General features: G+C 67.3%; 26 protein-coding genes. 24 read left to right on the top strand and 2 right to left on the bottom strand.

Translation table 11 applies throughout. The annotated features are described in order from the left end of the window. Positions 1-7 precede the first annotated feature (7 nt). From ACWH49_RS00185 to ACWH49_RS00285, 21 genes are all read left to right on the top strand, one after another. The gene (locus ACWH49_RS00185) at positions 8-697 is read left to right on the top strand and encodes a dienelactone hydrolase family protein (protein ID WP_448169594.1); all 690 of its coding nucleotides are present in this window, start codon (positions 8-10) and stop codon (positions 695-697) included. Positions 698-713: 16 nt separating this feature from the next. Then, positions 714-1,928 carry a CaiB/BaiF CoA transferase family protein gene (locus tag ACWH49_RS00190; RefSeq protein ID WP_448169595.1) on the top strand — a complete coding sequence of 405 codons (1,215 nt, stop codon included), beginning with the start codon at positions 714-716 and terminating at the stop codon, positions 1,926-1,928. 74 nt (positions 1,929-2,002) lie between these two features. After that, entirely contained in the window at positions 2,003-2,275 is a 273-nt protein-coding gene (locus tag ACWH49_RS00195; protein ID WP_448169596.1) for a hypothetical protein, read from the top strand. A gap of 49 nt (positions 2,276-2,324) precedes the next feature. Further along, on the top strand, positions 2,325-3,509 hold the full coding sequence (locus ACWH49_RS00200; protein WP_448169597.1) for an acetyl-CoA C-acyltransferase family protein: 1,185 nt from the start codon (positions 2,325-2,327) through the stop codon (positions 3,507-3,509). 208 nt (positions 3,510-3,717) lie between these two features. Beyond that, positions 3,718-3,885, top strand: coding sequence for a hypothetical protein (locus ACWH49_RS00205; protein ID WP_448169598.1), 168 nt, complete (start codon positions 3,718-3,720; stop codon positions 3,883-3,885). Next, entirely contained in the window at positions 3,882-4,880 is a 999-nt protein-coding gene (locus ACWH49_RS00210; protein ID WP_448169599.1) for a flavin reductase, read from the top strand. Before ACWH49_RS00205 ends, ACWH49_RS00210 begins: the two co-directional genes overlap by 4 nt. 186 nt (positions 4,881-5,066) lie before the next feature. Beyond that, a complete protein-coding gene (locus ACWH49_RS00215) occupies positions 5,067-6,242 on the top strand; it encodes an aromatic ring-hydroxylating oxygenase subunit alpha (RefSeq protein ID WP_448169600.1) in 1,176 nt (391 codons plus the stop codon). Continuing rightward, positions 6,239-6,997, top strand: coding sequence for an SDR family NAD(P)-dependent oxidoreductase (locus ACWH49_RS00220; RefSeq protein ID WP_448169601.1), 759 nt, complete (start codon positions 6,239-6,241; stop codon positions 6,995-6,997). The genes ACWH49_RS00215 and ACWH49_RS00220 overlap by 4 nt, the downstream gene beginning before the upstream one ends. A gap of 163 nt (positions 6,998-7,160) precedes the next feature. Then, positions 7,161-8,108: a Bug family tripartite tricarboxylate transporter substrate binding protein gene (locus ACWH49_RS00225; RefSeq protein WP_448169602.1), complete on the top strand. Its 948-nt coding sequence runs from the start codon at positions 7,161-7,163 to the stop codon at positions 8,106-8,108. A gap of 112 nt (positions 8,109-8,220) precedes the next feature. Next, entirely contained in the window at positions 8,221-9,015 is a 795-nt protein-coding gene (locus ACWH49_RS00230) for an SDR family NAD(P)-dependent oxidoreductase (protein WP_448169603.1), read from the top strand. A 13-nt stretch (positions 9,016-9,028) separates the two neighbouring features. Next, the gene (gene badI, locus ACWH49_RS00235) at positions 9,029-9,820 is read left to right on the top strand and encodes a 2-ketocyclohexanecarboxyl-CoA hydrolase (protein WP_448169604.1); all 792 of its coding nucleotides are present in this window, start codon (positions 9,029-9,031) and stop codon (positions 9,818-9,820) included. Positions 9,821-10,029: 209 nt separating this feature from the next. Next, positions 10,030-10,821 carry an ABC transporter ATP-binding protein gene (locus ACWH49_RS00240; RefSeq protein ID WP_448174277.1) on the top strand — a complete coding sequence of 264 codons (792 nt, stop codon included), beginning with the start codon at positions 10,030-10,032 and terminating at the stop codon, positions 10,819-10,821. Between the two features lie 9 nt (positions 10,822-10,830). Then, on the top strand, positions 10,831-11,610 hold the full coding sequence (locus ACWH49_RS00245) for an ABC transporter ATP-binding protein (protein ID WP_448169605.1): 780 nt from the start codon (positions 10,831-10,833) through the stop codon (positions 11,608-11,610). Continuing rightward, positions 11,607-13,604, top strand: a complete 1,998-nt coding sequence (locus ACWH49_RS00250) for an AMP-dependent synthetase/ligase (protein ID WP_448169606.1) — start codon at positions 11,607-11,609, stop codon at positions 13,602-13,604. The genes ACWH49_RS00245 and ACWH49_RS00250 overlap by 4 nt, the downstream gene beginning before the upstream one ends. Then, positions 13,604-14,476, top strand: coding sequence for a branched-chain amino acid ABC transporter permease (locus tag ACWH49_RS00255; RefSeq protein ID WP_448169607.1), 873 nt, complete (start codon positions 13,604-13,606; stop codon positions 14,474-14,476). Before ACWH49_RS00250 ends, ACWH49_RS00255 begins: the two co-directional genes overlap by 1 nt. After that, positions 14,476-15,513: a branched-chain amino acid ABC transporter permease gene (locus ACWH49_RS00260; protein WP_448169608.1), complete on the top strand. Its 1,038-nt coding sequence runs from the start codon at positions 14,476-14,478 to the stop codon at positions 15,511-15,513. Before ACWH49_RS00255 ends, ACWH49_RS00260 begins: the two co-directional genes overlap by 1 nt. Positions 15,514-15,560: 47 nt before the next feature. Then, entirely contained in the window at positions 15,561-16,763 is a 1,203-nt protein-coding gene (locus ACWH49_RS00265; protein WP_448169609.1) for an ABC transporter substrate-binding protein, read from the top strand. Between the two features lie 41 nt (positions 16,764-16,804). Next, the gene (locus ACWH49_RS00270) at positions 16,805-18,010 is read left to right on the top strand and encodes an ABC transporter substrate-binding protein (RefSeq protein ID WP_448169610.1); all 1,206 of its coding nucleotides are present in this window, start codon (positions 16,805-16,807) and stop codon (positions 18,008-18,010) included. Between the two features lie 2 nt (positions 18,011-18,012). Then, a complete protein-coding gene (locus tag ACWH49_RS00275) occupies positions 18,013-19,530 on the top strand; it encodes an acetyl-CoA carboxylase biotin carboxylase subunit (RefSeq protein ID WP_448169611.1) in 1,518 nt (505 codons plus the stop codon). A 5-nt stretch (positions 19,531-19,535) separates the two neighbouring features. After that, the gene (locus ACWH49_RS00280) at positions 19,536-20,033 is read left to right on the top strand and encodes an acetyl-CoA carboxylase biotin carboxyl carrier protein subunit (RefSeq protein WP_448169612.1); all 498 of its coding nucleotides are present in this window, start codon (positions 19,536-19,538) and stop codon (positions 20,031-20,033) included. A gap of 3 nt (positions 20,034-20,036) precedes the next feature. Next, entirely contained in the window at positions 20,037-21,635 is a 1,599-nt protein-coding gene (locus tag ACWH49_RS00285; protein WP_448169613.1) for an acyl-CoA carboxylase subunit beta, read from the top strand. Positions 21,636-21,695: 60 nt separating this feature from the next. On the opposite strand, the gene ACWH49_RS00290 is transcribed toward ACWH49_RS00285, so the two are convergent. Further along, positions 21,696-22,190 (bottom strand): flavodoxin family protein, encoded by a 495-nt coding sequence (locus ACWH49_RS00290; RefSeq protein ID WP_448174278.1) that lies wholly within the window; start codon positions 22,188-22,190, stop codon positions 21,696-21,698. A gap of 46 nt (positions 22,191-22,236) precedes the next feature. After that, complete coding sequence (locus tag ACWH49_RS00295) at positions 22,237-22,920, bottom strand: nitroreductase (protein ID WP_448169614.1); 684 nt, start codon at positions 22,918-22,920, stop codon at positions 22,237-22,239. A gap of 92 nt (positions 22,921-23,012) precedes the next feature. Here ACWH49_RS00295 and ACWH49_RS00300 point away from each other — a divergent pair, with 92 nt between their 5' ends. The 3 genes from ACWH49_RS00300 to ACWH49_RS00310 are packed head-to-tail and all read left to right on the top strand — an operon-like array spanning position 23,013 to position 26,463. Further along, a complete protein-coding gene (locus tag ACWH49_RS00300; protein ID WP_448169615.1) occupies positions 23,013-24,992 on the top strand; it encodes an AMP-binding protein in 1,980 nt (659 codons plus the stop codon). A gap of 10 nt (positions 24,993-25,002) precedes the next feature. Further along, complete coding sequence (gene can, locus ACWH49_RS00305) at positions 25,003-25,653, top strand: carbonate dehydratase (protein WP_448169616.1); 651 nt, start codon at positions 25,003-25,005, stop codon at positions 25,651-25,653. A 42-nt stretch (positions 25,654-25,695) separates the two neighbouring features. Further along, on the top strand, positions 25,696-26,463 hold the full coding sequence (locus tag ACWH49_RS00310; protein ID WP_448169617.1) for an enoyl-CoA hydratase/isomerase family protein: 768 nt from the start codon (positions 25,696-25,698) through the stop codon (positions 26,461-26,463). Positions 26,464-26,568 lie beyond the last annotated feature (105 nt).

Consider the following 26,568-nt stretch of genomic DNA (forward strand, 5'->3'; position numbering starts at 1 on the left):
ACAGCACATGGCATCGATGATTTCCTACCCCCGCCCCGATGGGCAAACCGTGAACGCCTACCTGGCCGAACCCGAGGGCGGCAGCGGCCCGGGCCTGGTCGTGATCCAGGAATGGTGGGGTCTGAACGATCAGATCCGCGGTGTCGCCGACCGCCTGGCTGCGGCCGGGTATGTCGCGCTGGTGCCCGACCTGTACCGCGGCAAGTCGACGGTCGAGGCCGAAGAGGCGCACCACCTGATGAGCAGCTTGAAGTTCGGCGAAGCCGCCACCCAGGATGTGCGTGGCGCGGTGCAGTTCCTGAAGGCGCGCTGCCCGAAGGTGGGTGTCACGGGCTTCTGCATGGGCGGCGTGCTGACCCTGATGGCGCTCGCCAACGTCCCCGAGGTCGATGCCGGCGTCGCGTGGTACGGTTTCCCTTCGCCAGAGCACCTCGATGCCGGCAAGATCCGCGCGCCGCTGATGGGGCACTGGGCAACGCAGGACGCCGCGTTCGCGATCGCCACGGTCGATGTGCTGGAGGAGAAGTTCCGCGCCGCGAAGCTCGACTACACCGGCCACCGCTACCTCGCCTACCACGCCTTCGCCAACGAGACGGCGGTCGGGCGCGGCCGCATCCCGATCAGCCAGTACGACGCCGCTTGGGCGCAGATGGCCTGGGACCGCACGCTGCGTTTTTTCGGCCGGCACCTCGGCTGACCCACTGGAGTCCTTCATGCAGCGCAAGCATTTGTTGAGCGGCGTCGTCGTCGTCGACTTCACCCAGTTCCTGGCCGGACCTTCGGTCAGCCAGGCGATGGCCGAACTCGGCGCCGAGGTCATCAAGGTCGAATCGGCACCCACTGGCGACCCGGGCCGCTACCTGCCGCTGCAGCGCGACGGGCGCAGCGGTTACTTCGTGCAGCAGAACACCGCGAAGGAAAGCCTGTGCGTGGACCTGCGCCACGCCGAAGGCAAGGCGCTGGTGAACCGGCTGCTGCAGCGCGCCGATGTGCTGGTCGAGAACTTCTCGCCCGGCGTGATCGAGAAACTCGGCTTCGGCTGGGACGCGGTGCATGCGCTGAACCCTCGCCTGGTGATGGCCTCGGTGTCGGCGTTGGGGCAGGACGGGCCGCTCGCGAAGATGCCGGGCTTCGACTTCACGGGCCAGGCCTATTCGGGCGTGGCCAGCATGGCCGGCGACCCCGACCGCGCGCCCGCGCTGATCGGCGTCGCGGTCGGCGACCTCGGCACCGGCATGAGCGCGCTGGCCGCCGTCTGCGCCGCGCTGTACCACCGTGAACGCGGCGGCGAGGGCACGCGGGTCGAGGTGTCGCTGCTCGACTTCCTGTTTCGCAGCCACGAGGCCAACGTCGAGATGCACACGCTCAGCGCCGGCAGCATCAAGCCGAGCCGCAGCGGCTCGCAATCGACCGCCTACGCGCCCGTGGGCTACTACAAGGCGCGCGATGGCTACGTGAACCTTGTCATCCCGGGCCCGATGTGGCCCAAGCTGTGCGAGGCCATGGGCCAGCCCGGCTTGGCGACCGACCCTCGCTTCAAGACCAACGAGGACCGCGTCGCGCACCTTGCCGAGCTGGTGGCGATCATCGAAACCTGGATGGCCGGGTTCGAAGGCGTCGACGCGGTGGTGACGCACTGCGCTGGCTTTCGCCTGCCGGCCGCGCCGGTGCTGTCGGTCGAGCAGGCCGTCAAGCACCCGCAACTGGCGGGGCGGGGCACGGTGCGCACCGTGGCCGACCCGATCCTCGGCGAGGTCACCATCGCCGGCCAGCCGATCCGCGCGCAGGGCTTTGCGCACCACACCGGCAAGCCGGCCCCGCTGCTGGGCGAGCACAACGCCGAGGTGCTGAAGCGCCACCTCGGGCTGGGTGATGCCGACGTGGCACGGCTGACGCAGGCCGGGGTGCTGGCGTCGGCGCAGGTCTGAAGCGCCGCGGCTAATTGTGATCACTTGCCACTTGCAACCACGCGCGCAACATGCCCAGACCCCCGATTCGACAGATGAAGCGCCAGGTCGCAGCCGGTGGCCGTCCGAACGCCTGCGTCGATGCGGTGGCACGCGCCCGGGATTCCGCCCTGTCCCTGCTGACGCGCAGCGTCGAGTGCGGCCATACACGCCTCGCGATCATGCGGCTGTCGACGGCGGTGCGGGCGAGTGCGGCCATCACGCCGCAGCACTGGGACTACTGTCGCGAGACTGTCTCGCGCAGCGCCGACGCCGACCTGATCGCGATGTTCCTGCAGGCCGAACAAGCCGCCGGCCATCGCACATAGTCCGCCCATCGCATGGGCGCATGCCAACATTCATTCACCGGAGAACAACATGACTGCTCGAGAAATCTACATCGTGGGTGCCGCGCGCACCGCCATCGGCAGCTTCGGCGGCACGCTCAAGGACGTGCCGCTGTCGCAACTCGCAACCATCGCGGTGCGTGAGGCGCTCGAACGCAGCGGTGCGGGAGCGGCCGACGTCGGCCATGTCGTGATGGGCAACGTCATCCCGACTGAACCGCGCGACGCGTACCTCGCGCGCGTCGCCGCCATCGAGGCCGGCATACCGCAGGAGACGCCCGCCTTCAACGTCAACCGGCTGTGCGGGTCCGGCCTGCAGGCCATCGTCTCGGCGGCACAGACGCTGCTGCTGGGCGACGCCGAGATCGCGATAGGCGGCGGTGCCGAGTCGATGAGTCGTGGCCCCTACCTGCTGCCGGCGGCGCGCTGGGGCGCGCGCATGGGCGACACACACGCCACCGACTACATGCTCGGCGTCCTGCACGACCCGTTCCACGCGATCCACATGGGCATCACTGCCGAGAACGTTGCGGCGAGTGCCGGCATCACGCGCGAAATGCAGGACGCGCTGGCCCTCGAAAGCCAGCAACGCGCTGCACGTGCGATCGCCGAAGGCCGCTTCAAGGCCCAGATCGTGCCGGTCGAGATCGCCACGCGCAAAGGCACGGTTGCATTCGACACCGACGAGCACGTCCGCGCCGACGTGACGCTGGAGCAACTGGCGAAGATGAAGCCCGCGTTCAAGAAGGACGGCTCGGTCACCGCCGGCAACGCCTCCGGGTTGAACGATGCGGCGGCGGCGGTGGTGCTGGCCACGGCCGAGGCAGTCAAGTCCCGCGGGCTCAAGCCGATCGCGCGCTTGGTGGCTTACGCCCACGCCGGCGTCGACCCGAAGCTGATGGGGCTGGGTCCGGTGCCGGCCTCGCGCCTGGCGTTGCAGCGCGCCGGTCTCACCACCCGGGATCTCGACGTCGTGGAGTCGAACGAAGCGTTCGCGGCACAGGCGTGTGCCGTGACGCGCGCGCTCGAACTCGACCCGGCCAAGGTCAACCCGAATGGCTCCGGCATCTCGCTGGGCCATCCGGTCGGTGCGACCGGCGCCATCATCACCACCAAGGCCCTGTACGAGTTGCAGCGCATCCAGGGGCGCTACGCGCTGGTGACGATGTGCATCGGCGGCGGCCAGGGCATCGCGGCGATCTTCGAGCGCGTCTGACGCAGACTTCGCTGTCGGAACACCGTGGCCATCGTGACCTTCGCGACGCGCCAGTCAGTGAAGCAACTCGGCAAAAGGCCGAATTGACACGCCGCGCGCACCTGCCTACCATTTGACAGGTTACAAGCCATTTGGTGCCAATCACCTTCCAACGCGGTGGTTTCGGGGCGAGGCGAAGACCGATCGGCCCACCCTCCAGAGGCACACCATGCACGTCGGAATGAGCGTCTTCTTCCAGAACCTGGTCGGTGGCATGCCCTGCGAGATGGCCGCGCGCAACCTGCAGCCCTTTGCCGACGAGGTGCTGCCGCAGCGTGAGAAGCCCGGCAGCGACCGCGCTGCGACGGCGACCGACGGAGCGCGCGTGGCAGCATGAACCGCCCGCGCGATCACGACCCGGCGCTGGCGTGTGACGTCAGCGCCGAGGCCTACCGGCAGGCGATGCGCCAGGTCGCCGCCGCGGTGCTGGTGATCACGACGCGCAGCGCGGGTTCGCGCAACGGCCTGACCGCCACTGCCGTGATGTCACTGACGGCCGAGCCGCCGCGCATCGCCGTGGCCGTCAACCGGGGCGCGAGTGCCTACCCGATGCTGCGCGAGAGCGGTGTGTTCGCGGCCAATGTGCTGCGCTACGACCAGGCGGCGATTGCCGGGCGCTTCGCCGGTGCCGAGGCCCTCAAAGGCGAAGCGCGCTTCGAAGGCGCGGACTGGACCGAACTCGTCACCGGCGCGCCGGTGCTGGCGCAATGTCTGACGTGTTTCGACTGCCGGGTCGAGAACGTGGTCGAGACCGGCACGCACGACCTGTTGATCGGGGCCGTGCAATCGATCCGGCTGAACCCGACCGAAAGGCCGCTGCTGTACCTCGAAGGCAACTGGGCCAGCCTGATCCAGGCGAACGGGGCCGAGATCGAGGCCTATCGCGATACCGTTTTGAGGTGCATCGACACGCTCGACAACGCCACCCGCGCCGGCGGCGATTGCGGCGCGCAGCTGCGCCGCTTCGTCGAGGATTTCACGGCGGTCAATATCTCGCAGACCAGCTCGACGCGCGAATTTCTGCAACGCGAGCCCTACGTCGCGCCCGACAAGCTGGCCGAAATCAACGCCGTGCGCAGCCGCTTCGACGGCGCATTGCGACAGCTGATCGCGCGCGGCGTGGCCGACGGCAGCTTCGCAATCGAGGACGAGGGCTTGGCTGCGCTGGCGATCACCGGCATGCTCAGCTGGGTGCACCGCTGGTACAGCGAGGGCGGTCGTCTCGCGCCGGAGGAGATCGGCGCGCGCCTGGCAGGCCTGGCCAGCGGCATGGTCGCAGCCAAGCTCCAAGGCGGCACAGTGCCGAGTCGGCGTCTGCGGTCAACCCGCTGAGTGCACCGTGGCCATCAAGGACGAGACGAGCTGTTCAGGAACGATCGCGTCCGACATCTGCTGCGCGTCATGCGGCGCACGCCGGACGCGATCGACACCGCGCGCGACGGCGCGGGCACGCCTGTCGACAAGTTGAGCCACCCTAGTCTCGACACACCAACCCCCAATTCGAGCGAATCGCCATCCATGGACCACGAGCAACAAGTCGCACTGATACGCCAGGCCTTTGCCCACGTCGACGCCGGCACCACCGATCTCGCCGAGTCGGTGTTCTTCAATCCGGTCGCCGCTTATTGCAGCCCGCAACGGCTGGCGCGCGAGTCCGCGCTGCTGTTCCGCGAGTACCCGTTGCTGATGGGCCTGTCCAACCAGATCCCCGAGCCCGGCGACCACTTCACCGATGACCACACCGGCATTCCGATCCTGGTCGTGCGCGGCAACGACGGCCGAGCAAGGGCGTTCCAGAACGTCTGCCGCCATCGAGGCGCGCGGGTCGCCGAAGGCTGCGGGCGGCAGAAGAACTTCGTCTGCCCCTACCACGGCTGGACGTACGGCCTCGAAGGCCAGCTGCGCGGCATCCCCGACCAGCGCAACTTCCCCGGTGTCGAGCGCGAGGCGCATGGCCTGGTGCCGCTGCCGATGGCCGAGCGCCACGGCATGCTGTGGGTCCAGCCGAGCGTCGGGCCGGACGGCATCGAGCTCGATGCGCAGCGCCATCTCGGCGCGCTCGATGCCGAGTTCGCGTCCTTCGGCCTGGACAAGTACCACCACTACGAAACGCGCGAGATCCGTCGCCAGATGAACTGGAAGCTGGTCATCGACACGTTCCTCGAGAGCTACCACTTCAGCGTGCTGCACCGCAATTCGGTGGCGCCGCTGTTCTACCCGAACCTGTGTCTGTTCAAGCCCTTTGGCCTGCACCTGCGCGAAGTGCTGCCGCGGCGCAGCCTCGAGAGCCAGCGCGGCCTGCCCGAGAGCGAGTGGGACCTGATCCCGCACCACACCATCGTCTACGTGCTGTTCCCGAACACCGTGTTCGTGATGCAGGTCGATCACGTCGAAACCTGGCGCGTCTACCCGGTCCCGGGCAAGGTCGACGAGTGCGTGATGTACCTCGACTTCCACGTGCCCAACCCGATCGACTCGGACAGCGCGCGACGCCACTGGCAGCGCAACATGGACCTGACGATACGCACCGTCTGCGAAGAAGACTTCCCCGCCAGCGAGGGCATGCAGCGGGGCTTCTCGTCAGGCGCGCAGACGCATTCGACCTACGGGCGCAACGAACCGGCGCTGGCCCACTTCCAACGCACGGTCGCACAAGCGATCGGCGAATTCAACCCAGCAGGAGACGCAGCATGAGAATGAAAGACAAGGTCGTCATCGTCACCGGTGCCGCGCGCGGCCTCGGTCGGGCCTTCGCCGAACGGCTTGCAGCCGAGGGCGCCGGCGTCGTCTGCGGCGATGTCCGGCCGTGCGACGACACCGTGGCGACAATTCGCGGCGCCGGCGGCCGCGCGATCGCGGTCGCGCTCGACGTGACCGATATGGCCGCCTGCAACGCCGCCGCCGAAGCGGCCGTCAAGGAGTTCGGCCGCCTCGACGCGCTGGTCAACAACGCCGCGCTGTACGCCGACCTCAAGGGCGCGCGCTTCGACCAGATCGACGAGAAGCAGTGGGACGCCGTGATGAACGTCAATGTCAAGGGCATCTGGCAGATGTGCAAGGCAGCGGTGCCGCACATGCGCAAGTCCGGCGGCGGCAGCATCGTCAACATCTCGTCGCTGGCGGCCGTGCACGGGATGGCCTATGCCATCGACTACGGCGTGTCCAAGGCCGCGGTGATCGGCATCACGCGCTGCCTGGCGCGCGAACTCGGCCGCGACTGGATCCGTGTCAACTCGGTGGCGCCGTCGCTGGTACTGACCGAAGGCACGACGACCTACTTCGGTGCCAAGCACGAGCAGGTGACCAAGGCGATCGCCGGCAGCCAGGCGCTCCAGCGCAACCTGGACCCGAGCGACCTGGTGGGCTCGATCGCCTTCCTGTGTTCGGCCGACAGCCACTTCATCACCGGCCAGACGCTGATGGTCGACGGCGGTACCGAGTTCTTGTAGGCCGGCCTGGTCGTCGGTCGGCTTTGCGCACCGTCTTCATCGTCGCCGCAGGGCGACCCCGAGGAATCTCTTCCCACTTCGATTGGAAACAGACATGGTCACGCGATATCAAGCAGTCAGCCCTCGAGCAGCATCCACGCTGCTCCAGCGCGTGTTTCTCTGCATGTTGGTGGCGCTGTACGGCATTCCGAACAGCCAGGCCCAGACGGCCGCGGGTTATCCGAACAGACCGATCCGTTTCATCGTCCCCTACGCTGCCGGCGGCAGCACCAGTCACGTGGCCCGGCTCGTTGCCAGCAAGCTGACCGAGGCCTGGGGCCAGCAGGTCAACGTGGACAACCGGCCGGGCGCCAACACGGTGATCGGCTCCGAGGCGCTGGTCAGGTCGCCGCCCGATGGCTACACGATCTCGCTGGCCGCCTCGACCCACGCGACGGTGCCGCACCTGATCGCGAACCTGCCTTACGACCCGATCAAGGACTTCACGCCGGTGGCGTCCATGGTCACGACACAACTGGTTCTGGTGCTGCACCCTTCAGTGCCGGCCAGGGACCTGAAGGAGTTCATCGCGCTGGCCAAGGCCAAGCCGAACGAGCTGAACTTCGCCGCCGTCGGCACCGGCAGCTCGACGCACCTCGCCGCCGAGGTCTTCAAGAGTGTCGCCGGCGTGAAGATGCAGCATGTTCCGTACAAGGGAACCGCGCTCGCGCTGACCGACCTGATCGGCGGCCAGATCCAGCTCAACTTCGACACGCCGGTCACGTCGATTCCGCACATTCAGTCCGGCCGGCTCAAGGCGATCGCGATCACCGGCAAGAGCCGCCTGCCGGCACTGCCCGATGTGCCCACCTTCGCCGAAGCGGGTCTGCCCGAGTACGACTTCCAACTCTGGTTCGGCGTGCTTGCGCCGGCGGGCACGCCCCTGGACATCGTCGAGAAACTCTCCGCGCAGATCGGCAAGATCCTGGCGATGCCCGACGTGAAGCAGCAACTGACGGCCCAGGGGCTGGACGTTTCCTATCGCTCGCCCGAGCAGTTCGGGGCGCTGATCCGAGCCGACCTCGACCGCTTCGGCAAGGTGATCAGGGCCGCCGGGATCAAGATCGAGTAGCCGATCCAGGCTTCGCAAAAACCGGCGACGACCGCCTGTACCTAACAATCGTTCGACAGATATACTCGCGGGCAACGCGCCTGGAGCGCACTCATCGGAAAGAGGAAGACCCATGGATCTCGAACTCAAGGAAAAATCCGTCATCGTCACCGGCGGCGGCTCGAACATCGGTCGTGCCATCGTGCTGGCGTTCGCCGGCGAAGGCGCGCACATCACGATCGGCGATGTCGACACCGCGCAGGCCGACAAGACCGCCGAATTCGCCACCAAGCTCGGCGCCGCATCGGTTCAGGTGCTCAAGACCGACGTCACCAACCTCGAGCAGGTCCAGGCCATGTTCAAGGCCGCCACCGACAAGCACGGGCGTGTCGACGTGCTGGTCAACAACGTCGGCTGGGACAACCTGATGTTCTTCACCCAGACCACGCCCGACTTCTGGCGCAAGGTGATCGACATCAACTACGTCGGCGTGCTGAACTGCACCAAGACCGCCCTCGACCTGATGGTCAAGCAGAACGGCGGCGCCATTGTCTCGATCAGTTCGGATGCCAGCCGCCAGGGCGAGCCGCGCGAAGCCGTCTACGGCGGCGTGAAGGCGGCGGTCAACAGCTTCATGAAGACCATCGCCAAGGAAAACGGCCGCTACGGCATCCGCTGCAACGTGGTCTGCCCCGGCGTGACCATTCCCGCCACGACCGACGAGGTCGGCGGCAACAGCATGTGGAGCAATGCCGACAGCATGTTCACGCCCGAGCAGTTCGACAAGATCGCCAAGTCGCTGCCGCTGCGCAAGGTCGGCCGGCCGCAGGACATCGCCAATGCCGTCGCCTTCCTGGCGTCGAGCAAGGCCGGCCACGTGACCGGGCAGGTGCTGTCGGTCTCGGGCGGCTACAGCATGATCGGCTGACGGGGGTAAGGCCATGAGCTACCAGGACATCCTGTACGAGGAGCGCGACCAGATCGCCTACATCTCGATCAACCGCCCCGAGGTCATGAACGCATTCCGCGGCCAGACGGTCGAGGAGATGCTGCACGCCATGCTGAAGGCCGGCTGGGACAAGAACATCGCGGCCATCGTGATCGGCGGTACCGGCGATCGTGCCTTCTGCACCGGCGGCGACCAGTCGGCCCACTCCGGCCAGTACGACGGCCGCGGCACCGCGGGCCTGCCGATCGAGGAACTGCACAGCGTGATCCGCGACGTGCCCAAGCCGGTGATCGCGCGCGTGCAGGGCTACGCCATCGGCGGCGGCAACGTGATCGCGGTGTTGTGCGACATGACGATCGCCTCCGACAAGGCGGTGTTCGGCCAGGTCGGCCCCAAGGTCGGCTCGGTCGACCCCGGCTGGGGCACGGCCTATCTGGCGCAGGTCGTCGGCGAGAAGAAAGCGCGCGAGATCTGGTACATGTGCCGGCGCTACACCGCCCAGGAAGCGCTGGCGATGGGGCTGTGCAACGTGGTCGTGCCGCACGACCAGCTCGACGCCGAGGTCGCCAAGTGGGGCCGCGAGATCGTCGAGAAGAGCCCGACCGCGATCGCCATCGCAAAGCGCTCGTTCAACGCCGCGACAGAGAACATCCGGGGCATCGGCAGTCTCGGCATGCAGGCGCTCAGCCTGTACTACAACACCGACGAATCCAGGGAAGGCGTGCGCGCGTTCCTGGAGAAGCGCAAGCCCGATTTCCGCAAGTTCGGCAAGTCTCAGGGCTGAAGCCGCTGCGAGCTTGCCGGGAGGCAGCGTCGCGGCCGGTCACAAAGCGGGTTTACCCCGCTTTGTCATTTACCTAACTATCGTTAGATTAGCGAACCGTGAGGCGCGCCACCGTCCTGCGGGCCGCCGCTTGAGGAGCCGTGCTCCGGCCAACGCGTCGGCCCGACGCCCGATTCACCTGAGCATCATTCGTGGGAACCGACTGCACGATGCTGACCCTGACCAACATCCAGATCGTCTACGACAACACGATCGAAGCCGTGCGCGAAGCCTCACTGACGCTCGGCAAGGGAAGGATCGTGGCCCTACTCGGCGCCAACGGCGCGGGCAAGTCGACCACGCTGAAGGCCATCTGCGGCGTGCTCTACCCTGAAGACGGTGAAGTCAAGGGCGGGCAGCTCACGTTCGAAGGGCAGTCCCTGCTTGGCATGACACCGGATCGCATCGTGCGCGCCGGCATCGTGATGGTGCCGGAGGGCCGGCGCCTGTTCGACCAACTGACGGTCGAAGAAAACCTGCTGATGGGCGGCTACACGCGCACGGTGGCCGAGTCGAAGACCGGCCTGGAGCGGGTCTACGCGATGTTCCCGCGCCTGACGGCCAAGCGCAACACGGTGTCGGGCTACCTGTCGGGCGGCGAGCAGCAGATGGTCGCGATCGGCCGCGCATTGATGTCGGCGCCAAAGCTGCTGATGCTGGACGAACCCACGCTTGGTCTGGCGCCGCAGATCTGCGACGAGATCTTCGCCATCATTACGCGGCTGTGCAAGCAAGACGGCGTCAGCGTCCTGCTGGTCGAGCAGAACGCGCAGATGGCGCTGTCGATCGCCGACGACGGCTACATCATGGAAAACGGCCGCATCGTGCTCGACGGCCCGGCCGAGAAGATGCTGCGCAACGAAGACGTGCGCGAGTTCTACCTCGGTTTCGGCGAAGGCGGCTCGCGCAAGAACATGCGCGACGTCAAACATTACAAGCGCCGCAAGCGCTGGTTGTCCTGAGGCGGCGGCATGGAAAACACCTTGCTGCGGGTCGAGAACCTGTCCAAGCGCTTCGGCGGCGTCGAGGCGGTGGCCGGCGTGAGCTTTCATGTCGAGCGCGGCGAAATCTATTCGCTGATCGGCCCCAATGGCGCCGGCAAGACCAGCACCTTCAACATGATCAGCAGCGTCGTGCGCCCGAGCGGCGGCACGGTGCACTTCGATGGCCGCGACATCACCGGCATCGCGCCGCACCGGCTGTCGGCGGCGGGCATCGGGCGCACATTCCAGAACCTGGCGGTCTTCAAGCACGCCACGGTGGTGCAGAACCTGCTCGTCGGCCGCCACTGCCACATGCGAACCAACGTCTTCGACGCCGCCTGGTTCTTCGGCCGCGCGCGCCGCGAGGAGCTCGCGCACCGGCGCAAGGTCGAGGAAATCATCGACTTCCTCGAGATCGAGGACATCCGCGACAAGCCCGTCGGCGCCCTCTCCTATGGCATGCAAAAGCGCGTCGAGCTCGGCCGCGCGCTGGCCACCGAACCCAAGCTGCTGCTGCTCGACGAGATGGTCTCGGGCATGAACACCGAAGAGACCGAGGACATTGCGCGCTTCATTCTCGACATCCGCGACGAACTCGGCATCACCGTGCTGATGGTCGAGCACGACATGGGCATCGTGATGGACATCTCCGACCGCATCTGCGTGCTGAACTTCGGGCGCAAGATCGCCGAAGGCAGCCCTGCAGACATCTCGACCAATCCGACCGTGATCGACGCTTATCTCGGCGGCGCGAAGGCGGCGGCATGAGCACCGTGTCCGACGCCACAAAACACGGGCCCGCCGCGCCGCCGGCCAGCGGCTTCGGTCGCTGGGCATCCGCGATACCGGGCGGACTGGCCTCCGAAGCCGCAGCACACGGCGGCGCTGCCGACGCCAAGAACGGCTACGACGCGCTGCTGCACAGCGGCGAGCACACCTTCCCCAAGCTGCTGCGGCACTGGGCGCACGCGACGCCCGATGCGCTGGCGTTCCGCGAGAAGGACTACGGCATCTGGAACCGGATGACCTGGCGCCACTACCACGCCACGGCGCGCCGCTTCGCGCTGGGCCTGCTGCAACTGGGCTTCGCGCGCGGCGAGCGCCTGGCGATCGCCAGCGAGGATTCGCCGGAGTGGATGTTCGCCGATCTCGGCACCCAGGCCATCGGCGGCGTCGTCGTCGGCATCTACCCGACCAATCCCTGGCCCGAGCTGCAGTACATCGTGCACCACTCGAACAGCCGCTTCGTCGTGTGTGGCGACCAGGAGCAGGTCGACAAGGTGCTGGACGCGCAAGCCAAGCATGCCGTCGGGGTGCCTGACGTGGTGAAGATCATCGCCGTCGACATGAAAGGCCTGCGCTCGTACCCGCGCGGCATGCTGATGTCGTTCGAAGAAGTGCTCGAGCTCGGCGACCAGTACGCCGCCGCCTCGCCGGAACAGGCCCGCGCCTTCGACGACGGCATCGATGCAACGCAACCCGACGACACCTGCATGCTGGTCTATACCTCGGGAACGACCGGCCCGCCCAAGGGCGCGATGCTGTCGCACCGCAACCTGCTGGTCACCACCGACAAGCTGCGCCGCCATTTCGGTCTCGACCGGCACACGATGGAGGTGCTGTGCTACCTGCCGCTGTGCCACGTTGCCGAGCGCGCGTTCTCGACCGTGATGCACATGATGACCGGCGGCGTCGTCAACTACGCCGAGTCGATCGACACGGTGTCGGTGAACCTGCGCGAGATCGCGCCGACGGTGTTCCTCGGCGTGCCGCGCATCTGGGAGAAACTGCAGCAAGGCATCCTGATGCGCATGCAGGACTCCACGCGCCTGCAGCGCTGGGCCTTCGCGCGTTGCATGGCGGCCGGGCAGCGTCTGTTCGAGCGGGTCGAGCGGCGCGGCGGCGAGCGCACCCTGGCCGACCGGCTGCAGTTCTTCGTGCTGTGGCTGCTGATGTTCCGCAACCTGCAGAAGTTCACCGGCCTGGACCGCATGCGCTGCGGCTTTTGCGGCGGTGCCAGCGTCTCGCCGGAAGTGCTGAAGTTCTTTCGCGTCCTGGGCCTGCCGGTGTACCAGGTCTACGGCATGACCGAGTCGGGCGGCGTGATCTTCCACCAGCACGCCAAGGCCGAGCGATTGGGCGCCACCGGCACGCCCATCGAGGGTCTGAACTGGAAGATCGCCGAAGACGGCGAGCTGATCGTCAAGCACCCGGCGGTGTTCAAGGGCTACATCCACGACAACAACGCCACCGCGCTGACCGTGCTCGACGGCTGGCTGCACACCGGAGACGTGGTCGCGCTGGCGCCGAACGGCGAGCTGATGATCGTCGACCGCAAGAAGGCCATCATCATCACCAGCGGCGGCAAGAACATCTCGCCCTCGGAGATCGAGAATGCGCTGAAAGACAGCCTCTACGTCCGCGAGGCCATCGTGCTCGGTGACGGCCGGCACTACCTGTCGGCGCTGGTGCAAGTCGACTACGAGACCGTCGGCAAATGGGCCCAGGAGCGGCGCCTGGCCTTCACCACCTACAAGAGCCTGTCGCAGTTGCCCGAGGTGCGCGAACTCGTCGACGTGGAGGTGCAGCGCGTCAACAAGCTGTTCGCACGGGTCGAGAACGTTCGCAAGTTCGTGATCCTCGACAAGGAACTCGACCATGACGACGGCGAACTGACGGCCACGCAGAAGGTCCGGCGCAACATCATCGGCAAGAAGTTCGCGCGCGAGATCGAGATGATCTACGGCGGCGGGACAGCGTGATGGACTACTTCATCCAGCTTCTGGTCTCTGGCATCGCGGTCGGCCTGGTGTACGGTTTCATCGGCATGGGCTTCGCGATGATCTACCGCGCCACCGGCGTCGTGAACTTCGCGCAGGGCGAGCTGATGATGCTGGTGGCGTACATCGCCTTCACGCTCGCCGGCACGTTCAAGTTCGGCTTCTGGCCGCTGCTGCTGGTCACGGTCGTGATCTCGGTCCTGGTCGGCCTGCTCATCGAAGTGCTGCTGATCCGGCCCATGCTCGGGCAACCGGTGTTCTCGACCGTGATGGTGACGATCGGCCTGGCCGTGATCATCCGCTCCGTCGTGGTGATGATCTGGGGTGCCGATCCGATGCCGCTGAACGTCGGCCTGCCGACCGAGGCGATTCGCATCGGCCCGGCAGGGGTCTACCCGGCGCAGCTCTACGCGCTGGGCATCATGGCCGTGGTCGTGCTCGGCCTGTGGGCGTTCTTCCGCTACTCGCGGGTGGGCATCGCGATGCGCGCCACCGCGAACCTGCAGACCGTGGCGCTGCTGATGGGCATCAACGTCAAGCGCATCTTCGCGCTCTCTTGGGCGCTGTCGGCCGGGCTGGCCGCCATCGCCGGCGTGCTGGTCGGGGTGATCTACGACCTCAACCCCGGCATGTGGCTGACGGGGCTGCGCAGCTTTCCTGCGGTGATCCTGGGCGGGCTCGATTCGGTGTTCGGCGCCGCGCTCGGCGGCATCCTGATCGGCGTGGCCGAGAACATGTCCGAGGGCTACATCGGCCGCGGCATGAAAGAGATCGCCGGCTTCGTGCTGATCCTGATCGTCCTGATGGTTCGGCCCTACGGCCTGTTCGGCAAAGCCGAGATCGAGCGAGTCTGATGCGCAGCCGAAACTTCAAGGAAGACTACCGCAAGCTGTTGGCGCTGACCGACTCGGTGCCGGTCATCGTCTGGTCGTGTCTCCTGGTCGCGGCGCTGGCGCTGGTGCCGCTGTTGCTCGGCAAGTACCACGTGTCGACGGTGCTGCTGCTGATGGTCACCGCGGTCGGCGTGCTCGGGCTGAACCTGCTGACCGGCACCACCGGTCTCATCTCGCTCGGACACTCCGGATTTCTGGCCGTCGGCGCCTATGCCGCCGGCATCTTCGCGACCCGCTACGGCTGGCCAATGCCGGCCTGCATCGCCGCCGGCGGCACCTGCGCGGCGCTTGCCGGGCTCGTGGTCGGCGTGCCGTCGCTGCGACTCAAGGGCCTGTACCTGGCGATCACGACAATGGCGTTCGCGGTCATCATCAACCACATCATCCTCAACGGCGGCGCCCTGACCGGCGGCTCCGAAGGGCTGTCGGTGCCGCAGCCGACGCTGTTCGGCGTGGCGCTGACCGCCGAACGCGGCTATTACTACGTCGTGCTGGCGACCTTGGTGGGCGCCACCTTCGTCACGCTGAACCTGCTGCGCAGCCGGGTCGGGCGCGCCTTCATGGCGATCCGCGAGCACGACATCGCCGCCAAGGCGATGGGCGTCGACTTGGTGCGCTACAAGCTGCTGGCCTTCATGGTCAGCGCGTTCTACACCGGCGTGGCTGGCGGCCTCATGGCGTTCTACACCCGCTACCTCAACGTCGACGGTTTCAGCCTGCTGATCTCGATCGAGGCGCTGTCGATGCTGATCGTCGGTGGCCTCGGTTCGGTCGCAGGCGCTCTGCTCGGCACGGTCTTCATCTTCGGCCTCAACGAAGGTCTTGGCCTCCTGTTCGGCGCCCTGGGCTCAGGCATGCTGTCGACGGCGGCATTCGAAATCAAAGGGATCGTCTACGGCCTGGCCATCGTGCTGTTCCTGCGTTTCGAGCCCGACGGCCTGATCCGCCGCTGGCGCGACATCAAGCACTACTGGACCAACTGGCCGTTCCGGTTCTGAGCGACCCGCCGCGCCTCCATCCACCACCACCACCCCAGGAGCTCCCCATGCGTCAGACACTTCGTTGCTTCCGCACGCTGCTCAGCGTTGGCCTGCTCGCCTGCCTCGGTACACGGGCGCTGGCGGCCGACCCCGGCATCACCGACGACCGCATCGTGCTGGGCGTCGTGTTCCCGCTCAGCGGGCCACCCAGCCTGATCGGCAAGGCGGTGGTGACCGCGCTGCGCGTCTGGGAGAAGGACGTGAATGCGCGCGGTGGCATCCACGGGCGCAAGATCGACCTGCGGGTCGAGGACGACGGCTACGTGCCGCAGCGCTCGGTGCAGTCGCTGAAGAAGCTGATCGACGTTGACAAGATCTTCGCCCTCGTCGGCACATCGGGGTCGTCGCACCTGGTCGCGATGATGCCGACGATCGACGAGCAGCAGATCCCGGCGCTGAACTTCGGCGCCGTCGCCAGCCCCCATTTCACACCGCCCCACAAGACGGTCTTCAACATCGGCGCCACCTATTGCCAGGAGATCACCGGTGTCATGAAACACCTGATCACCCAGCAGAAGCTGCAAGGTGGCAAGTTCGCGATCGTGTACCAGGAAGACGACTACGGTGCCGACGTCAAGTGCGGCTACGACGCCGCGCTGAAGTCGTTCGGCCTGACCAGCACGATCGATATCCCGTACAAGCGCGGCGCGAAGGACTTCTCGGCCGAGATCCTCGCGGTGCAGCGGGCCGGTGCGACCTTCGTGCTGACCGGGGGCATCATCACCGAGACCGCGGCGATGCTCAAGGAGATCCAGAAGAACCAGATGAACGTCGTTCGTCTGGCGCCGCACCCGTCGCACTTGGGTCCGGTCCTGGCTCTGGCCGGCACGGCGGCCGATGGGCTTTATGTCGCCGACTACGTGCCGCCGATCACCGACACCGAGACGCAAGGCATCGGCAAGCTGAATGCGCTGACCTACAAGTACCTCAGCGCCGACGACGTGAAGACCATGAACCGCTATTCGCTGACTGCGTTCGTCGGTGCCCAGTTGGTCGAATCCGCGCTGACGGCGTGCGGACGCAACCTCACCCGCGCCTGTCTCGTGCAGAAACTGGAGCAGACAAAGAACTTCGCCAGCGACGGCGTGATGGCGCCACTGACCTTCGGCCCGAACATCCGCCAGTCCGGTACCCGACCCATCCTGCTCAAGGCCAACGCGGCCACCGGCAAGTTCGAGCGCGCATCGGACTTTCTCAGCGACAAGTGAGTCGGCCGCTTCAGCACCCAACCAGCCTTCGAGGCCCGCCCATGAAGTCGAACTTCCTTCATTCATTCCTGTCGCTGGCCGCCTGCGTCGGCATCGCGAGCCACAGCGCGGCGGCGCGTGCCGAACCGGGCGTGACCGACACCAGGATCGTGCTCGGTTCGGTCACGCCGGTGAGCGGGCCGCCCAGTCTGCTCGGAAAGGCCCACATGGCCGCGCTCAAGGTCTGGGAGCAGGACGTGAACGCGCGCGGCGGCATCAACGGCCGCAAGATCGAGATCCGGCCCGATGACGACGGCTACGTGCCGCAGCGCGCGCTGCAGGGCGTCAAGCGCCTCAACGAAACGGAGAACATCTTCGGCCTGATCGGCACCTCGGGCTCGGCCGCGCTGCAGGCCATGCTGCCGTACATCAACGAGCAGAAGATTCCGACCGTCAACGCGATGGCCGTGGCGGCGGCCCATTTCACGCCACCCAACAAGACCGTGTTCGTGATCGGCCCGACCTACTGCCAGGAAGTCAGCGCCGCGATGACGCAGATGGTGAAGACCAGGAACCTGCAGAAGGAGAAGTTCGCACTGGTCTACCAGGACGACGAATTCGGCAGCGACGTGCGCTGCGGCTACCAGAAGGCGGTCAAGGCGCTGAGTCTGAACAGCGTGTCTGAGATTGTCTTCAAGCGCGGCACCAAGGACTTCTCGGCCGAGGTGCTGAGCCTCAAGCAAGTCGGCACGACCTTCCTGCTGTCGGGCGGCGTCGTCGCCGAACATTCGATGCTCATGAAGGAGGCGGCGAAGAACCAGATGCCGTTGACCATTCTCGCCGTGCATTCGGCCCATTTGACGCCGGTGCAGGCGCTCGCCGGTGCTGCTGGCGACGGCTACTTCGTCGCCGACTACGTGCCGCCGCTGACCGACCTGAGCGTTCCCGGCATGGCCAAGTTCATGGGGCTGGCGCAAAAATACCTGAGCCCCGACGAACTCAAGACAATGAACCGCTACTCCATCACCGCCTACGTCGGCGCACTGGTGATGGAAGACGCGATCCGCCGCTGCGGCAAGGACCTGACCCGGACCTGCGTGGTCGACAAGCTCGAGGCGATGAAGAACTTCGGCACCGACGGCCTGGCCTCGCCGATCAGTTTTTCACCCTCGGTGCGCCACTCGCCGAGCAGCGTGCTGATCTTGCAATCGGACGCGAAGGCCTCCAAGTTCAACCGCGTCTCCGATCCGATTCCGATCGTCGACTGACCGTGGTTCCAGGCCCCGACGCCCCTGCGGGCTCGCACTCGCCGCTGCGGCACTTCGACACGGTCCTGATCGCCAATCGCGGCGAGATCGCGCTGCGCATCCTGCGCACGCTCAAGACCCTCGGCCTGCGCGTGGCGGTCGCGCACCACGCGGTCGACGCCGACAGCCCCGCGGTGTTGGGGGCCGATGCCGCGGTCGAACTGCATGGGCCCACCCCGGTCGCCGCCTACCTCGACATCGAACAGATCGTCGCGGCCTGCCGCCAGACCGGTGCGCAGGCGCTGCACCCGGGCTACGGTTTCCTGTCGGAGAACGCTGCGTTCGCGCGCGCGCTCGATGCCGCCGGCGTCGCCTTCATCGGCCCGCGCGCCGACACCATCGAGCTGATGGGCGACAAGGTGCGCGCGCGCCGCTTTGTCGCCGAGCGCGGCTTCCCGGTGGCGCCGAGCGCGATCGAGGACGACGACCCGGCGAGCTTCGTCGAGCGCGCCCGCGCGCTGGGCGCGCCGCTGCTGATCAAGCCCTCGGCCGGCGGCGGCGGCAAGGGCATGCGCATCGTGCGCGACCTGGCGCTGCTCGAGGCCGAGATCGCGACCGCGCGGCGCGAGGGCGAGCGCTACTTCGGCGATGGCCGCCTGTTCGTCGAACGCTACGTCGAGCGCCCGCGCCACATCGAGGTCCAGGTGCTCGGCGACGCCCACGGTCAGGTGGTCCACATTTGGGAACGCGAATGCTCGGTGCAGCGGCGCTTCCAGAAGATCATCGAGGAAACGCCGTCGCCCGGCCTCACGCCCGAGCAGCGTCGCGATGTCTGCGAATCCGCAGCTGGCATTGCGCGGGCCTGCGCCTACCTCGGCGCCGGCACGGTCGAGTTCATCTACGGCGCCGGCGGCGAGTTCTATTTTCTGGAAATGAACACGCGGCTGCAGGTCGAGCACCCGGTCACCGAAATGGTCTGCGGCCTCGACCTGGTGCGCGAGCAGGTGCGGCTGGCGCGCGGCGAGCCGCTCGGCCTCGTGCAGGCCGACATCGTGCAGCTGGGCCATGCGATCGAATGCAGGCTCTATGCCGAAGACCCGGCGCATGACTTCCGCCCCGCCACCGGCGCCATCCTGGCCTGGAAGCCCCCTTCCGGCCCGGGCGTGCGCGTCGACGCTGGTGTGCGCGAAGGCGGCGCCGTCACGGCCGCGTTCGACCCGATGATCGCCAAGATCGTCTGTCACGGCGCAACGCGGGCGCAGGCCATCGCACGCTCGGTGCGCGCGCTGCAGGACACCGTGCTGCTCGGCGTCACCACCAACGCGAGCTACCTGGCGCGCGTGCTGCAGCACCCCGAATTCATCGCCGGCCAAGCCGACACCGGCATGCTGGTGCGTTGTGCCGACGATCTTCGATCGGCACTGTCCGAGCCCGAGATCGACCTGCTGCTGGCCGCCGCGGTGCTGTCCGATCGCGAGCTGATGCATCGGGTTCATGCGGTGCCGCCGATGCACGCTGCGATGGGCGGCTGGAGGAACTGACCCAAATGCACGCGCGTTATCTGATCGCCGGCGTGGCGTACGACGTCATCGCAACCCGCGGCCCGGACGGCGGCGTGCAGCTGCGCCGTGGCGACCGCACACTGGTCGTCAGCCGCGAGGCCCTGGCCGACGGGCGCTGGCGCATCAGCGTCGACGGTCGGTCGCGCGTCGTTCAACTCGCCGTGGGGGCGGATTCGGTGTTCGTGCATGCCGAGGGCATGGGTGCGATCGAGATCGAACGCCAGCAATTGACGCACGCCACCGGCGGCGCGGCCGGCGGCGGCTCCGACCTGCTCAGCGCGCCGATGCCCGGTGTCGTGATCGCGGTGCACACCGCCGCGGGCGACGTCGTTCGTGCCGGCCAGGCGTTGATGGTGATCGAGAGCATGAAACTCGAAACCACCCTGCTCGCGCCGCGCGACGCGCGCGTCAAGACCGTGCACTTCCTGACCGGTGCGACCTTCGCGCTGAAGGCCGCGCTGATTACCCTCGAAGACGTCTGAACCATGAAGCGCATCGAATCCCGCATCGACACCGCGTCCGCGGCCTACAAGCGCAACCACGCCGCGATCAGCGCCATCGTCGACGACTTCCGCGCCCGCCAGGAGCAGGCGCGCCACTTGTGCCCGCCGCGCGACCTGAAGCGCCTGCGTTCGCAGAACAAGCTGCTGCCGCGCGAGCGGCTCGACCTGCTGCTCGATCCCGGCACGCCGTTCCTCGAGTTCTCGTCGCTGGCCGCCTGTGGCCAGTACGACGATGAGGTTCCGGGCGCCAACGTCATCACCGGCCTGGGCGTGGTCAGTGGCCGCGAGGTGCTGATCCACTGCGACAACTCCGGCATCAAGGGCGGCGCCTGGTACACGCTGACGCCGCGCAAGATCACCAGGCTGCTCGACATCGCGCTCGAGAACCGCCTGCCGGTGCTGCACCTGTGCGACAGCGCCGGTGCCTTCCTCGAAGAGCTGTCGGGCGTCTACATCGAAGGCGGGCGCGTGTTCCGCAACCAGTGCCTGCTGTCCAAGGCCCATGTGCCGCAGATCGCGATGGTGTTCGGCCACTGCACCGCCGGCGGCGCCTACATCCCGGCGCTGTGCGACTACAGCATCATCGTGCGCGGCGCCGGCGGCGTGTTCCTCGGCGGCCCGCCGCTGGTGAAGGCCGCCACCGGCGAGGAGCACACCGCCGACGAGATCGGTGGCGCCGATCTGCACACGCAAATCTCGGGCACGGTCGACTACCCCGCCGACAGCGAAGCCCACGCGATCGAGATCTGCCGCGAGCTCGTGGCCCAGCTCACGCCCGCCACGCGCAGCTTCCTGCCCGAGCGCGAGCCCGAGGCGCCCTACTACGACCCGGGCGAGATGCACGGCATCGTCAGCCCCGACCACAAGGTGCAGTTCGATCACCGCGAGCTGATCGCACGCATGGTCGACGGCAGCCGCTTCCACGAGTACCAGCCGGCCTACGGCACCACGCTCATCTGCGGCTACGCTTACCTGTGGGGCTACCGCATCGGCATCCTGGCCAACAACGGCGTGCTGTTCTCCGACAGTTCCAAGAAGGCGGCGCACTTCATCGCGCTGTGCAACCAGAACCGCACGCCGCTGCTGTTCCTGCAGAACACCACCGGCTACATGATCGGCCGCAACTACGAGATGGAAGGCATCACCAAGGACGGCGCCAAGATGCTGATGGCGCAGGCCGGCAGCGAGGTGCCCAAGTTCACCGTGATCACCAGCGCCGCGTTCGGCGCGGGCTACTACGGCATGTGCGGCCGGGCTTGGGACCCGCGCTTCATCTGGGCCTGGCCCAACATCCACATGGGTGTGATGGGCCCCGAGCAGGCCGCCAACACGCTCGCCGACGTGAAGATCGCGCAGCTGCGGCGCCACGGCCATCCCCCCGACGAGGCCGCGATGAAGATCCTGCGCGACCGCGTCTTTGAAAAGGCCGAGCGCGAATCGAACGCCTATTTCGCAACCTCGCGGCTGTGGGACGACGGCCTGCTGGCGCCAGTGGACACGCGCAATGCGCTGGGCATGGCGCTGTCGGCCGCCTCGCACGCACCGATCGCCGCGCCGAGCTACGGCATCTTTCGTTTCTGAACGGGCCGCTGGCGCCAAGTGTCAAAGTGAACGGCGGCGCTTTGCGGATCGACGCGACGCTCAGTAAACTCCCAAGGCCAGCCCCGCCGCGAAGGCGGCCCCCAGTTCCTCGCATCGCGCGAGTGCCGGAGCGTCGATCTGCTTCGCGCGCAGGATGTCCGCCGGTGCCTGGGCATGGGTGCAAACAATCACCGCCTCGACGATGCGCCGCAGCCGCCATCCGGTGGCGATGCGCTCGATCTGGCGGACGGCGTTGCTGCCGTCGCTGCCGGCGCAAATCAGGAGGGCGTAGGGTCGGCCGTTGATGCGGTCGAGCACGGCATAGTAGCTGCGGTCGAAGAAGTCCTTCAACATACCGGACATGGCGGCCAGATTCTCGGGCGTGGCGAAGATCAGGCCGTCGGCCGCCAGGACATCGTCGGGCCCGGCATCGCGCGCGTGCAGCAAACGGACGTCAACCGTGCCCTCGCTTCGCGCCCCGGACGCAGCCGCCTGCGCCATCTGCAACGTGCCGCCGGTCATCGTGTGGTACACGATGAGCAGCGACTTTCGCAGCGTGGTCACACAGTCATCGATTCGGGCAGCATGAAGGGCACGGTGATCACGCGGTCACCTCGAAACCATGGAAGCTGACAAACTCGTCCAAGCCGGCACGCTCGGTGATGAAGGCGTTCTCCGGTGCGTCCACGTCTTCGTGCCCGAGCGCGATGCCGCACAGCAGGATCTCGTTGTCGCCCATCGGCAGCTGCTCGCGGGCGATCTTGTGAAACCAAGCGAACGCGGCCTGGGCGCAGGTGTGCAGCCCCTGCGCGCGCGCCGCCACCAGGATGTTCTGGATGAACATGCCGACGTCCATGAAGCTGCCGGTGTTCAGGCGCCGGTCGAGCGTGACGATCAGCCCCACTGGCGCGTCGAAGAACGTGTAGTTGCGCAGCATCTGGCGTTCGCGCGCGACCTTGTCGTCGCGCGCAATGTCGAGCGTCGCGTACAGCCCGAAGCCGCAACGGCGCCGACGTTCCAAGTAGGGCTCGAACCAGCTCGTCGGGTAGTAGGCGTACTCCGGCTGATGGCGGTCCGGGTCGCCGCTGGCGGCTTCGACGATGGCGTCGCAGAGCTTGTCGCGCCGCTCGCCGGCAACCACGTACACGCGCCAAGGCTGCACGTTGTTGCCGCTCGGCGCCCGCGCCGCCACGTTCAGGATGTGGCTCACCACCGCGGCGGGCACCGGGGTGGGCAGGAACCGCCGGACGGATTTACGGCTGCGGATCGCTTCGTCGACATGCATGGGCTTCTCCGGGGTCATGGTGCGCAGATCACGGGCCCGGCCCGGGGGCGTCACCTCTGGACTGCGCTGGTGGCTTCAGCTACTCTAGCGACATGGATTCTACCAAACGACCGTTCGACTGGCTTCCGACACCCGAGATCCTCGCGCAATCGAATCTCGGTGCCTTCATCCGCCGCACCGGCGAGCCCGATCTGCAGGCCCTGTCACGCCGCGCCGACGCCGACCCGGCGTGGCTGATGCAGCAGGTGTTCGAGTTCTGCGACTTCCGCTTCTACAAACCGTACGAGCAGATGCTCGACACCTCGCGCGGCATCGAGTGGGCGCGCTGGTGCGTCGGCGGCACGACCAACATCGTGCTCAACTGCATCGACCGGCACCGCGACACGCCGGCTTGGGAGCGCCCGTTTCTGGTCTGGGAGGGCGAAGACCAGCGCGCCCAGCGCAGCCTGAGCTACCGCGAGTTCGACGCCGAGGTCTGCCGGCTGGCCGGCGCGCTGCGGGCACTCGACGTGCGGCCGGGCGACCGCGTCGGGCTGTACATGCCGAACCTGCCGGAGACCTTCATCGCTTTCTTCGCGGTGATGAAGATCGGCGCCGTCGTCATGCCCTTGTTCTCCGGCTTCGGCCCGCAGCCGCTGATCTCGCGCCTGAACGACGGCGAAGCCAAGGTCGTGCTGACGGTCGACGGCACGTGGCGCCGCGGCACGCCGGGCGCGATGAAGTCGGTGCTCGACGAGGCGCTGAGCGAGGTGCCCAGCGTGCGCTCCGTGCTGGTGCTGCGCCACCTCGGCAACGCGCTGGATTGCCCGATGACGCCCAACCGCGACCATGACTGGGCTGCGGCCGTCGCGATCCAGCCCGCCGCGTTGCCGACGATGGAGATGGCCGCCGACGACCCCGCCGTGCTGCTCTACACCTCGGGCACCACGGGCAAGCCCAAGGGCTGCGTCTGGACGCATGTGAGCTTCCTCGGCTCGATGGTCACGCGCGATATGCACATCTGCGCCGACTTCAAGCCCAGTGACCGCTTCTTCTTCATGAGCGACATGGGCTGGATGGTGGGCGCGATGTGCGCCTGCATCCCGAGCTTCTTCGGCGGCAGCCTGCTGGTCGCGGAAGGCACGCCCGACTTTCCGGACACCGGCCGCTTCTGGCGCCTGCTGCAGGACCACCGCGTCACCTACGTCGGCGTCGCGCCGACCCTGATCCGCGGCCTGATGCGCTACGGCGACGCCGAGGTCGAGCGCTTCGACCTGTCCGCGTTGCGGATCGCCGTGTCGGGCGGCGAGGCCTGGACCGAGGCGCCCTGGCGCTGGTTCTTCGAGCATGTGTGCAAGAAGGAGCTGCCGTTCCTGAACATCGTCGGCGGCACCGAAGTGGGCGGCTGCAACTTCACCGGCACCGTGCACCACCCGCTGCGGCCCGGCTCGTTCGGGATGGGCGGGCTCGGCGTAGGCGCCGACATCGTCGACGAGGCCGGGCAGCCGGTGGCCGATGGGCAGGTCGGCGAGCTCGTGCTGCGCAACCCCAACATCGGCATCACAAAGAGCCTGTGGCGCGACGACGATCGCTATCTCGACAGCTACTGGCGCACCCTGCCCGGCATCTGGGTCCACGGCGACTTCGCGATGCGCGACGCCGACGGGCTCTACTACATCCTCGGCCGCAGCGACGACACGATCAAGATCTCGGGCAAGCGCACCGGACCGTCCGAGATCGAGACGCTGCTGACCGGCACCGGCAAGGTGTCCGAAGCGGCGGTGATCGGCGTGCCCGACGAGATCAAGGGTTCGGCCATCGTCTGCGTCTGCGTGCCGATGCCGGGCGTGCCGGCCGACGCGGCGCTGGAGCAGGAACTGTCCGCCGCGGTCGTGCGCGGCATGGGCACGTCGTACCGGCCGCGGCAGGTGCTGCTCGTCACCGATCTGCCGAAGACGCGCAACATGAAGATCATGCGGCGCGTGGTGCGCTCGGTGTATCGCGGTGACAGCCCGGGAGACCTGTCGTCGCTGGTCAATCCGGAAACGGTCGTCGAACTGCGCGCGAAGCTGGCCGCGGACAACAAGGCCTGAGAGAAGCAACATGTGCAGCCTGGACCCCCTGTTCGAAAACAACCGCGCCTGGTCGGCAAGCTGCGCGGCGCGGGACCCCGAATACTTTGCGCGGCTTGCCCGGCAGCAAGCGCCCCGGTACCTGTGGATCGGCTGCTCCGACAGCCGCGTGCCGGCCAACGAGATCGTCGGGCTGCGCCCGGGCGAAGTGTTCGTGCACCGCAATGTCGGCAATCTGGTGGTGCACTCCGACCTCAATTGCCTGACCGTGCTGCACTACGCCGTCGAGGTGCTGAAGGTCGAGCACGTGCTCGTGGTCGGGCACTACGGGTGCGGTGGCGTGCAGGCGGTGATCGACGGCCGCCGCACCGGCTTGGCGGAGAACTGGCTGCGCCACTTGGAGGATGTGGCGCGAAAGCACGCGCCGCGGCTCGACGGCGTCGACGATGCCAATGAACGGGCGGCGCTGCTGTGCGAGCTCAACGTGATCGAGCAGGTCAGCAACGTCTGCCGCACCACCGTGCTGCGCCGCGCTTGGGAGCGCGGTCAAGCTGTCGAGGTCCACGGACTGGTGTATGGCCTGAACGACGGCCTGTTGCGGCGGGTCGGCCCGAGCGTCGGCGGCATCGACACCCGCGATTCTGGTTACGTCGATGCGCTGTCCACGCTCGGGGTGCCTTGACAGGGTGATCGAAGAACACTGTGGCGCGAAAGGCGCGACAAGATGATCCGACTCGAAGTGACCGACGGCATTGCCGAGATCCTGCTCGACAACCCGCCGGTGAACGCCCTCACCGACGCCTTGCTGGATGCGCTGATGGCCGCCCTGCGCGAGGCCGGCGCCAACCCGCACGTGCGCGCCATCGTGCTGGGCAGCGCGATCCCCGGCCGCTTCTGTGCCGGGCTCGACCTGCCACGCTTCAAGGACAGTTCGCCCGCCGCGGTGCACGCGACCGTGGGCCGGCTGTATTCGCAATTGTTCGAGCTGCAGTCCGGCCTGCCCAAGCCGACGATCGCCGCGATCAGCGGCGCGGTGCGCGGCGGCGGCATGTCGGTGGCTATTACCTGCGACATGCTGGTCGCCGCCGACGATGCCAGCTTCGGCTACCCCGAGCTCGAAGTCGGATTGCTGCCCGCGATCCACTACACCCATCTGCCGCGGATCGTCGGGCGCTACCGCGCCTTCGACCTGCTGTTCACCGGCCGCGTCTTCGATGCCCGCGAAGCGATGGCGCTCGGCCTCGTCGGGCGCATCGCGCCGCCCGATCTCGTGCTGAGTGAAGCACACAAGCTGGCCCGCGTCTTCGCGGCCAAGTCGCCGACACTGATGAGGCTCGGCAAGGCCGCCTTCGGGCGCGCCACCGACAACGGCTACCGGCAAGGCGCGGCCAATGCGGTCGACCTCATATCGACGGTTTTCGGCACCGACGACTGCCGCGAAGGGCTCACCGCATTCACCGAAAAGCGTGCTCCGACATGGGGTCGCGACTGACGCAACGCAGACCGAGTCGAACTGTCAAACAAACGTTTGGTCCACGGCGCTAAAATTCCACTTCGGCCCGGCGCTGACCCTGTCGGCCGGTCGCCCTGCACGAGC

This window comes from Rhizobacter fulvus, assembly GCF_964020785.1.

Excerpts from the sequence above, each read along its gene's own strand:
- ACWH49_RS00210 (WP_448169599.1), top strand. The coding sequence starts at position 3,882 with ATGAACCGCCCGCGCGATCACGACCCGGCGCTGGCGTGTGACGTCAGC.
- ACWH49_RS00285 (WP_448169613.1), top strand. The coding sequence starts at position 20,037 with ATGAAGCGCATCGAATCCCGCATCGACACCGCGTCCGCGGCCTACAAG.
- ACWH49_RS00250 (WP_448169606.1), top strand. The coding sequence starts at position 11,607 with ATGAGCACCGTGTCCGACGCCACAAAACACGGGCCCGCCGCGCCGCCG.
- ACWH49_RS00295 (WP_448169614.1), bottom strand. The coding sequence starts at position 22,920 with ATGCATGTCGACGAAGCGATCCGCAGCCGTAAATCCGTCCGGCGGTTC.
- ACWH49_RS00220 (WP_448169601.1), top strand. The coding sequence starts at position 6,239 with ATGAGAATGAAAGACAAGGTCGTCATCGTCACCGGTGCCGCGCGCGGC.
- ACWH49_RS00260 (WP_448169608.1), top strand. The coding sequence starts at position 14,476 with ATGCGCAGCCGAAACTTCAAGGAAGACTACCGCAAGCTGTTGGCGCTG.
- ACWH49_RS00300 (WP_448169615.1), top strand. The coding sequence starts at position 23,013 with ATGGATTCTACCAAACGACCGTTCGACTGGCTTCCGACACCCGAGATC.
- badI (WP_448169604.1), top strand. The coding sequence starts at position 9,029 with ATGAGCTACCAGGACATCCTGTACGAGGAGCGCGACCAGATCGCCTAC.
- ACWH49_RS00195 (WP_448169596.1), top strand. The coding sequence starts at position 2,003 with ATGAAGCGCCAGGTCGCAGCCGGTGGCCGTCCGAACGCCTGCGTCGAT.
- can (WP_448169616.1), top strand. The coding sequence starts at position 25,003 with ATGTGCAGCCTGGACCCCCTGTTCGAAAACAACCGCGCCTGGTCGGCA.
- ACWH49_RS00310 (WP_448169617.1), top strand. The coding sequence starts at position 25,696 with ATGATCCGACTCGAAGTGACCGACGGCATTGCCGAGATCCTGCTCGAC.
- ACWH49_RS00245 (WP_448169605.1), top strand. The coding sequence starts at position 10,831 with ATGGAAAACACCTTGCTGCGGGTCGAGAACCTGTCCAAGCGCTTCGGC.
- ACWH49_RS00225 (WP_448169602.1), top strand. The coding sequence starts at position 7,161 with ATGTTGGTGGCGCTGTACGGCATTCCGAACAGCCAGGCCCAGACGGCC.
- ACWH49_RS00215 (WP_448169600.1), top strand. The coding sequence starts at position 5,067 with ATGGACCACGAGCAACAAGTCGCACTGATACGCCAGGCCTTTGCCCAC.
- ACWH49_RS00200 (WP_448169597.1), top strand. The coding sequence starts at position 2,325 with ATGACTGCTCGAGAAATCTACATCGTGGGTGCCGCGCGCACCGCCATC.
- ACWH49_RS00280 (WP_448169612.1), top strand. The coding sequence starts at position 19,536 with ATGCACGCGCGTTATCTGATCGCCGGCGTGGCGTACGACGTCATCGCA.
- ACWH49_RS00185 (WP_448169594.1), top strand. The coding sequence starts at position 8 with ATGGCATCGATGATTTCCTACCCCCGCCCCGATGGGCAAACCGTGAAC.
- ACWH49_RS00265 (WP_448169609.1), top strand. The coding sequence starts at position 15,561 with ATGCGTCAGACACTTCGTTGCTTCCGCACGCTGCTCAGCGTTGGCCTG.
- ACWH49_RS00230 (WP_448169603.1), top strand. The coding sequence starts at position 8,221 with ATGGATCTCGAACTCAAGGAAAAATCCGTCATCGTCACCGGCGGCGGC.
- ACWH49_RS00205 (WP_448169598.1), top strand. The coding sequence starts at position 3,718 with ATGCACGTCGGAATGAGCGTCTTCTTCCAGAACCTGGTCGGTGGCATG.
- ACWH49_RS00255 (WP_448169607.1), top strand. The coding sequence starts at position 13,604 with ATGGACTACTTCATCCAGCTTCTGGTCTCTGGCATCGCGGTCGGCCTG.
- ACWH49_RS00190 (WP_448169595.1), top strand. The coding sequence starts at position 714 with ATGCAGCGCAAGCATTTGTTGAGCGGCGTCGTCGTCGTCGACTTCACC.
- ACWH49_RS00270 (WP_448169610.1), top strand. The coding sequence starts at position 16,805 with ATGAAGTCGAACTTCCTTCATTCATTCCTGTCGCTGGCCGCCTGCGTC.
- ACWH49_RS00240 (WP_448174277.1), top strand. The coding sequence starts at position 10,030 with ATGCTGACCCTGACCAACATCCAGATCGTCTACGACAACACGATCGAA.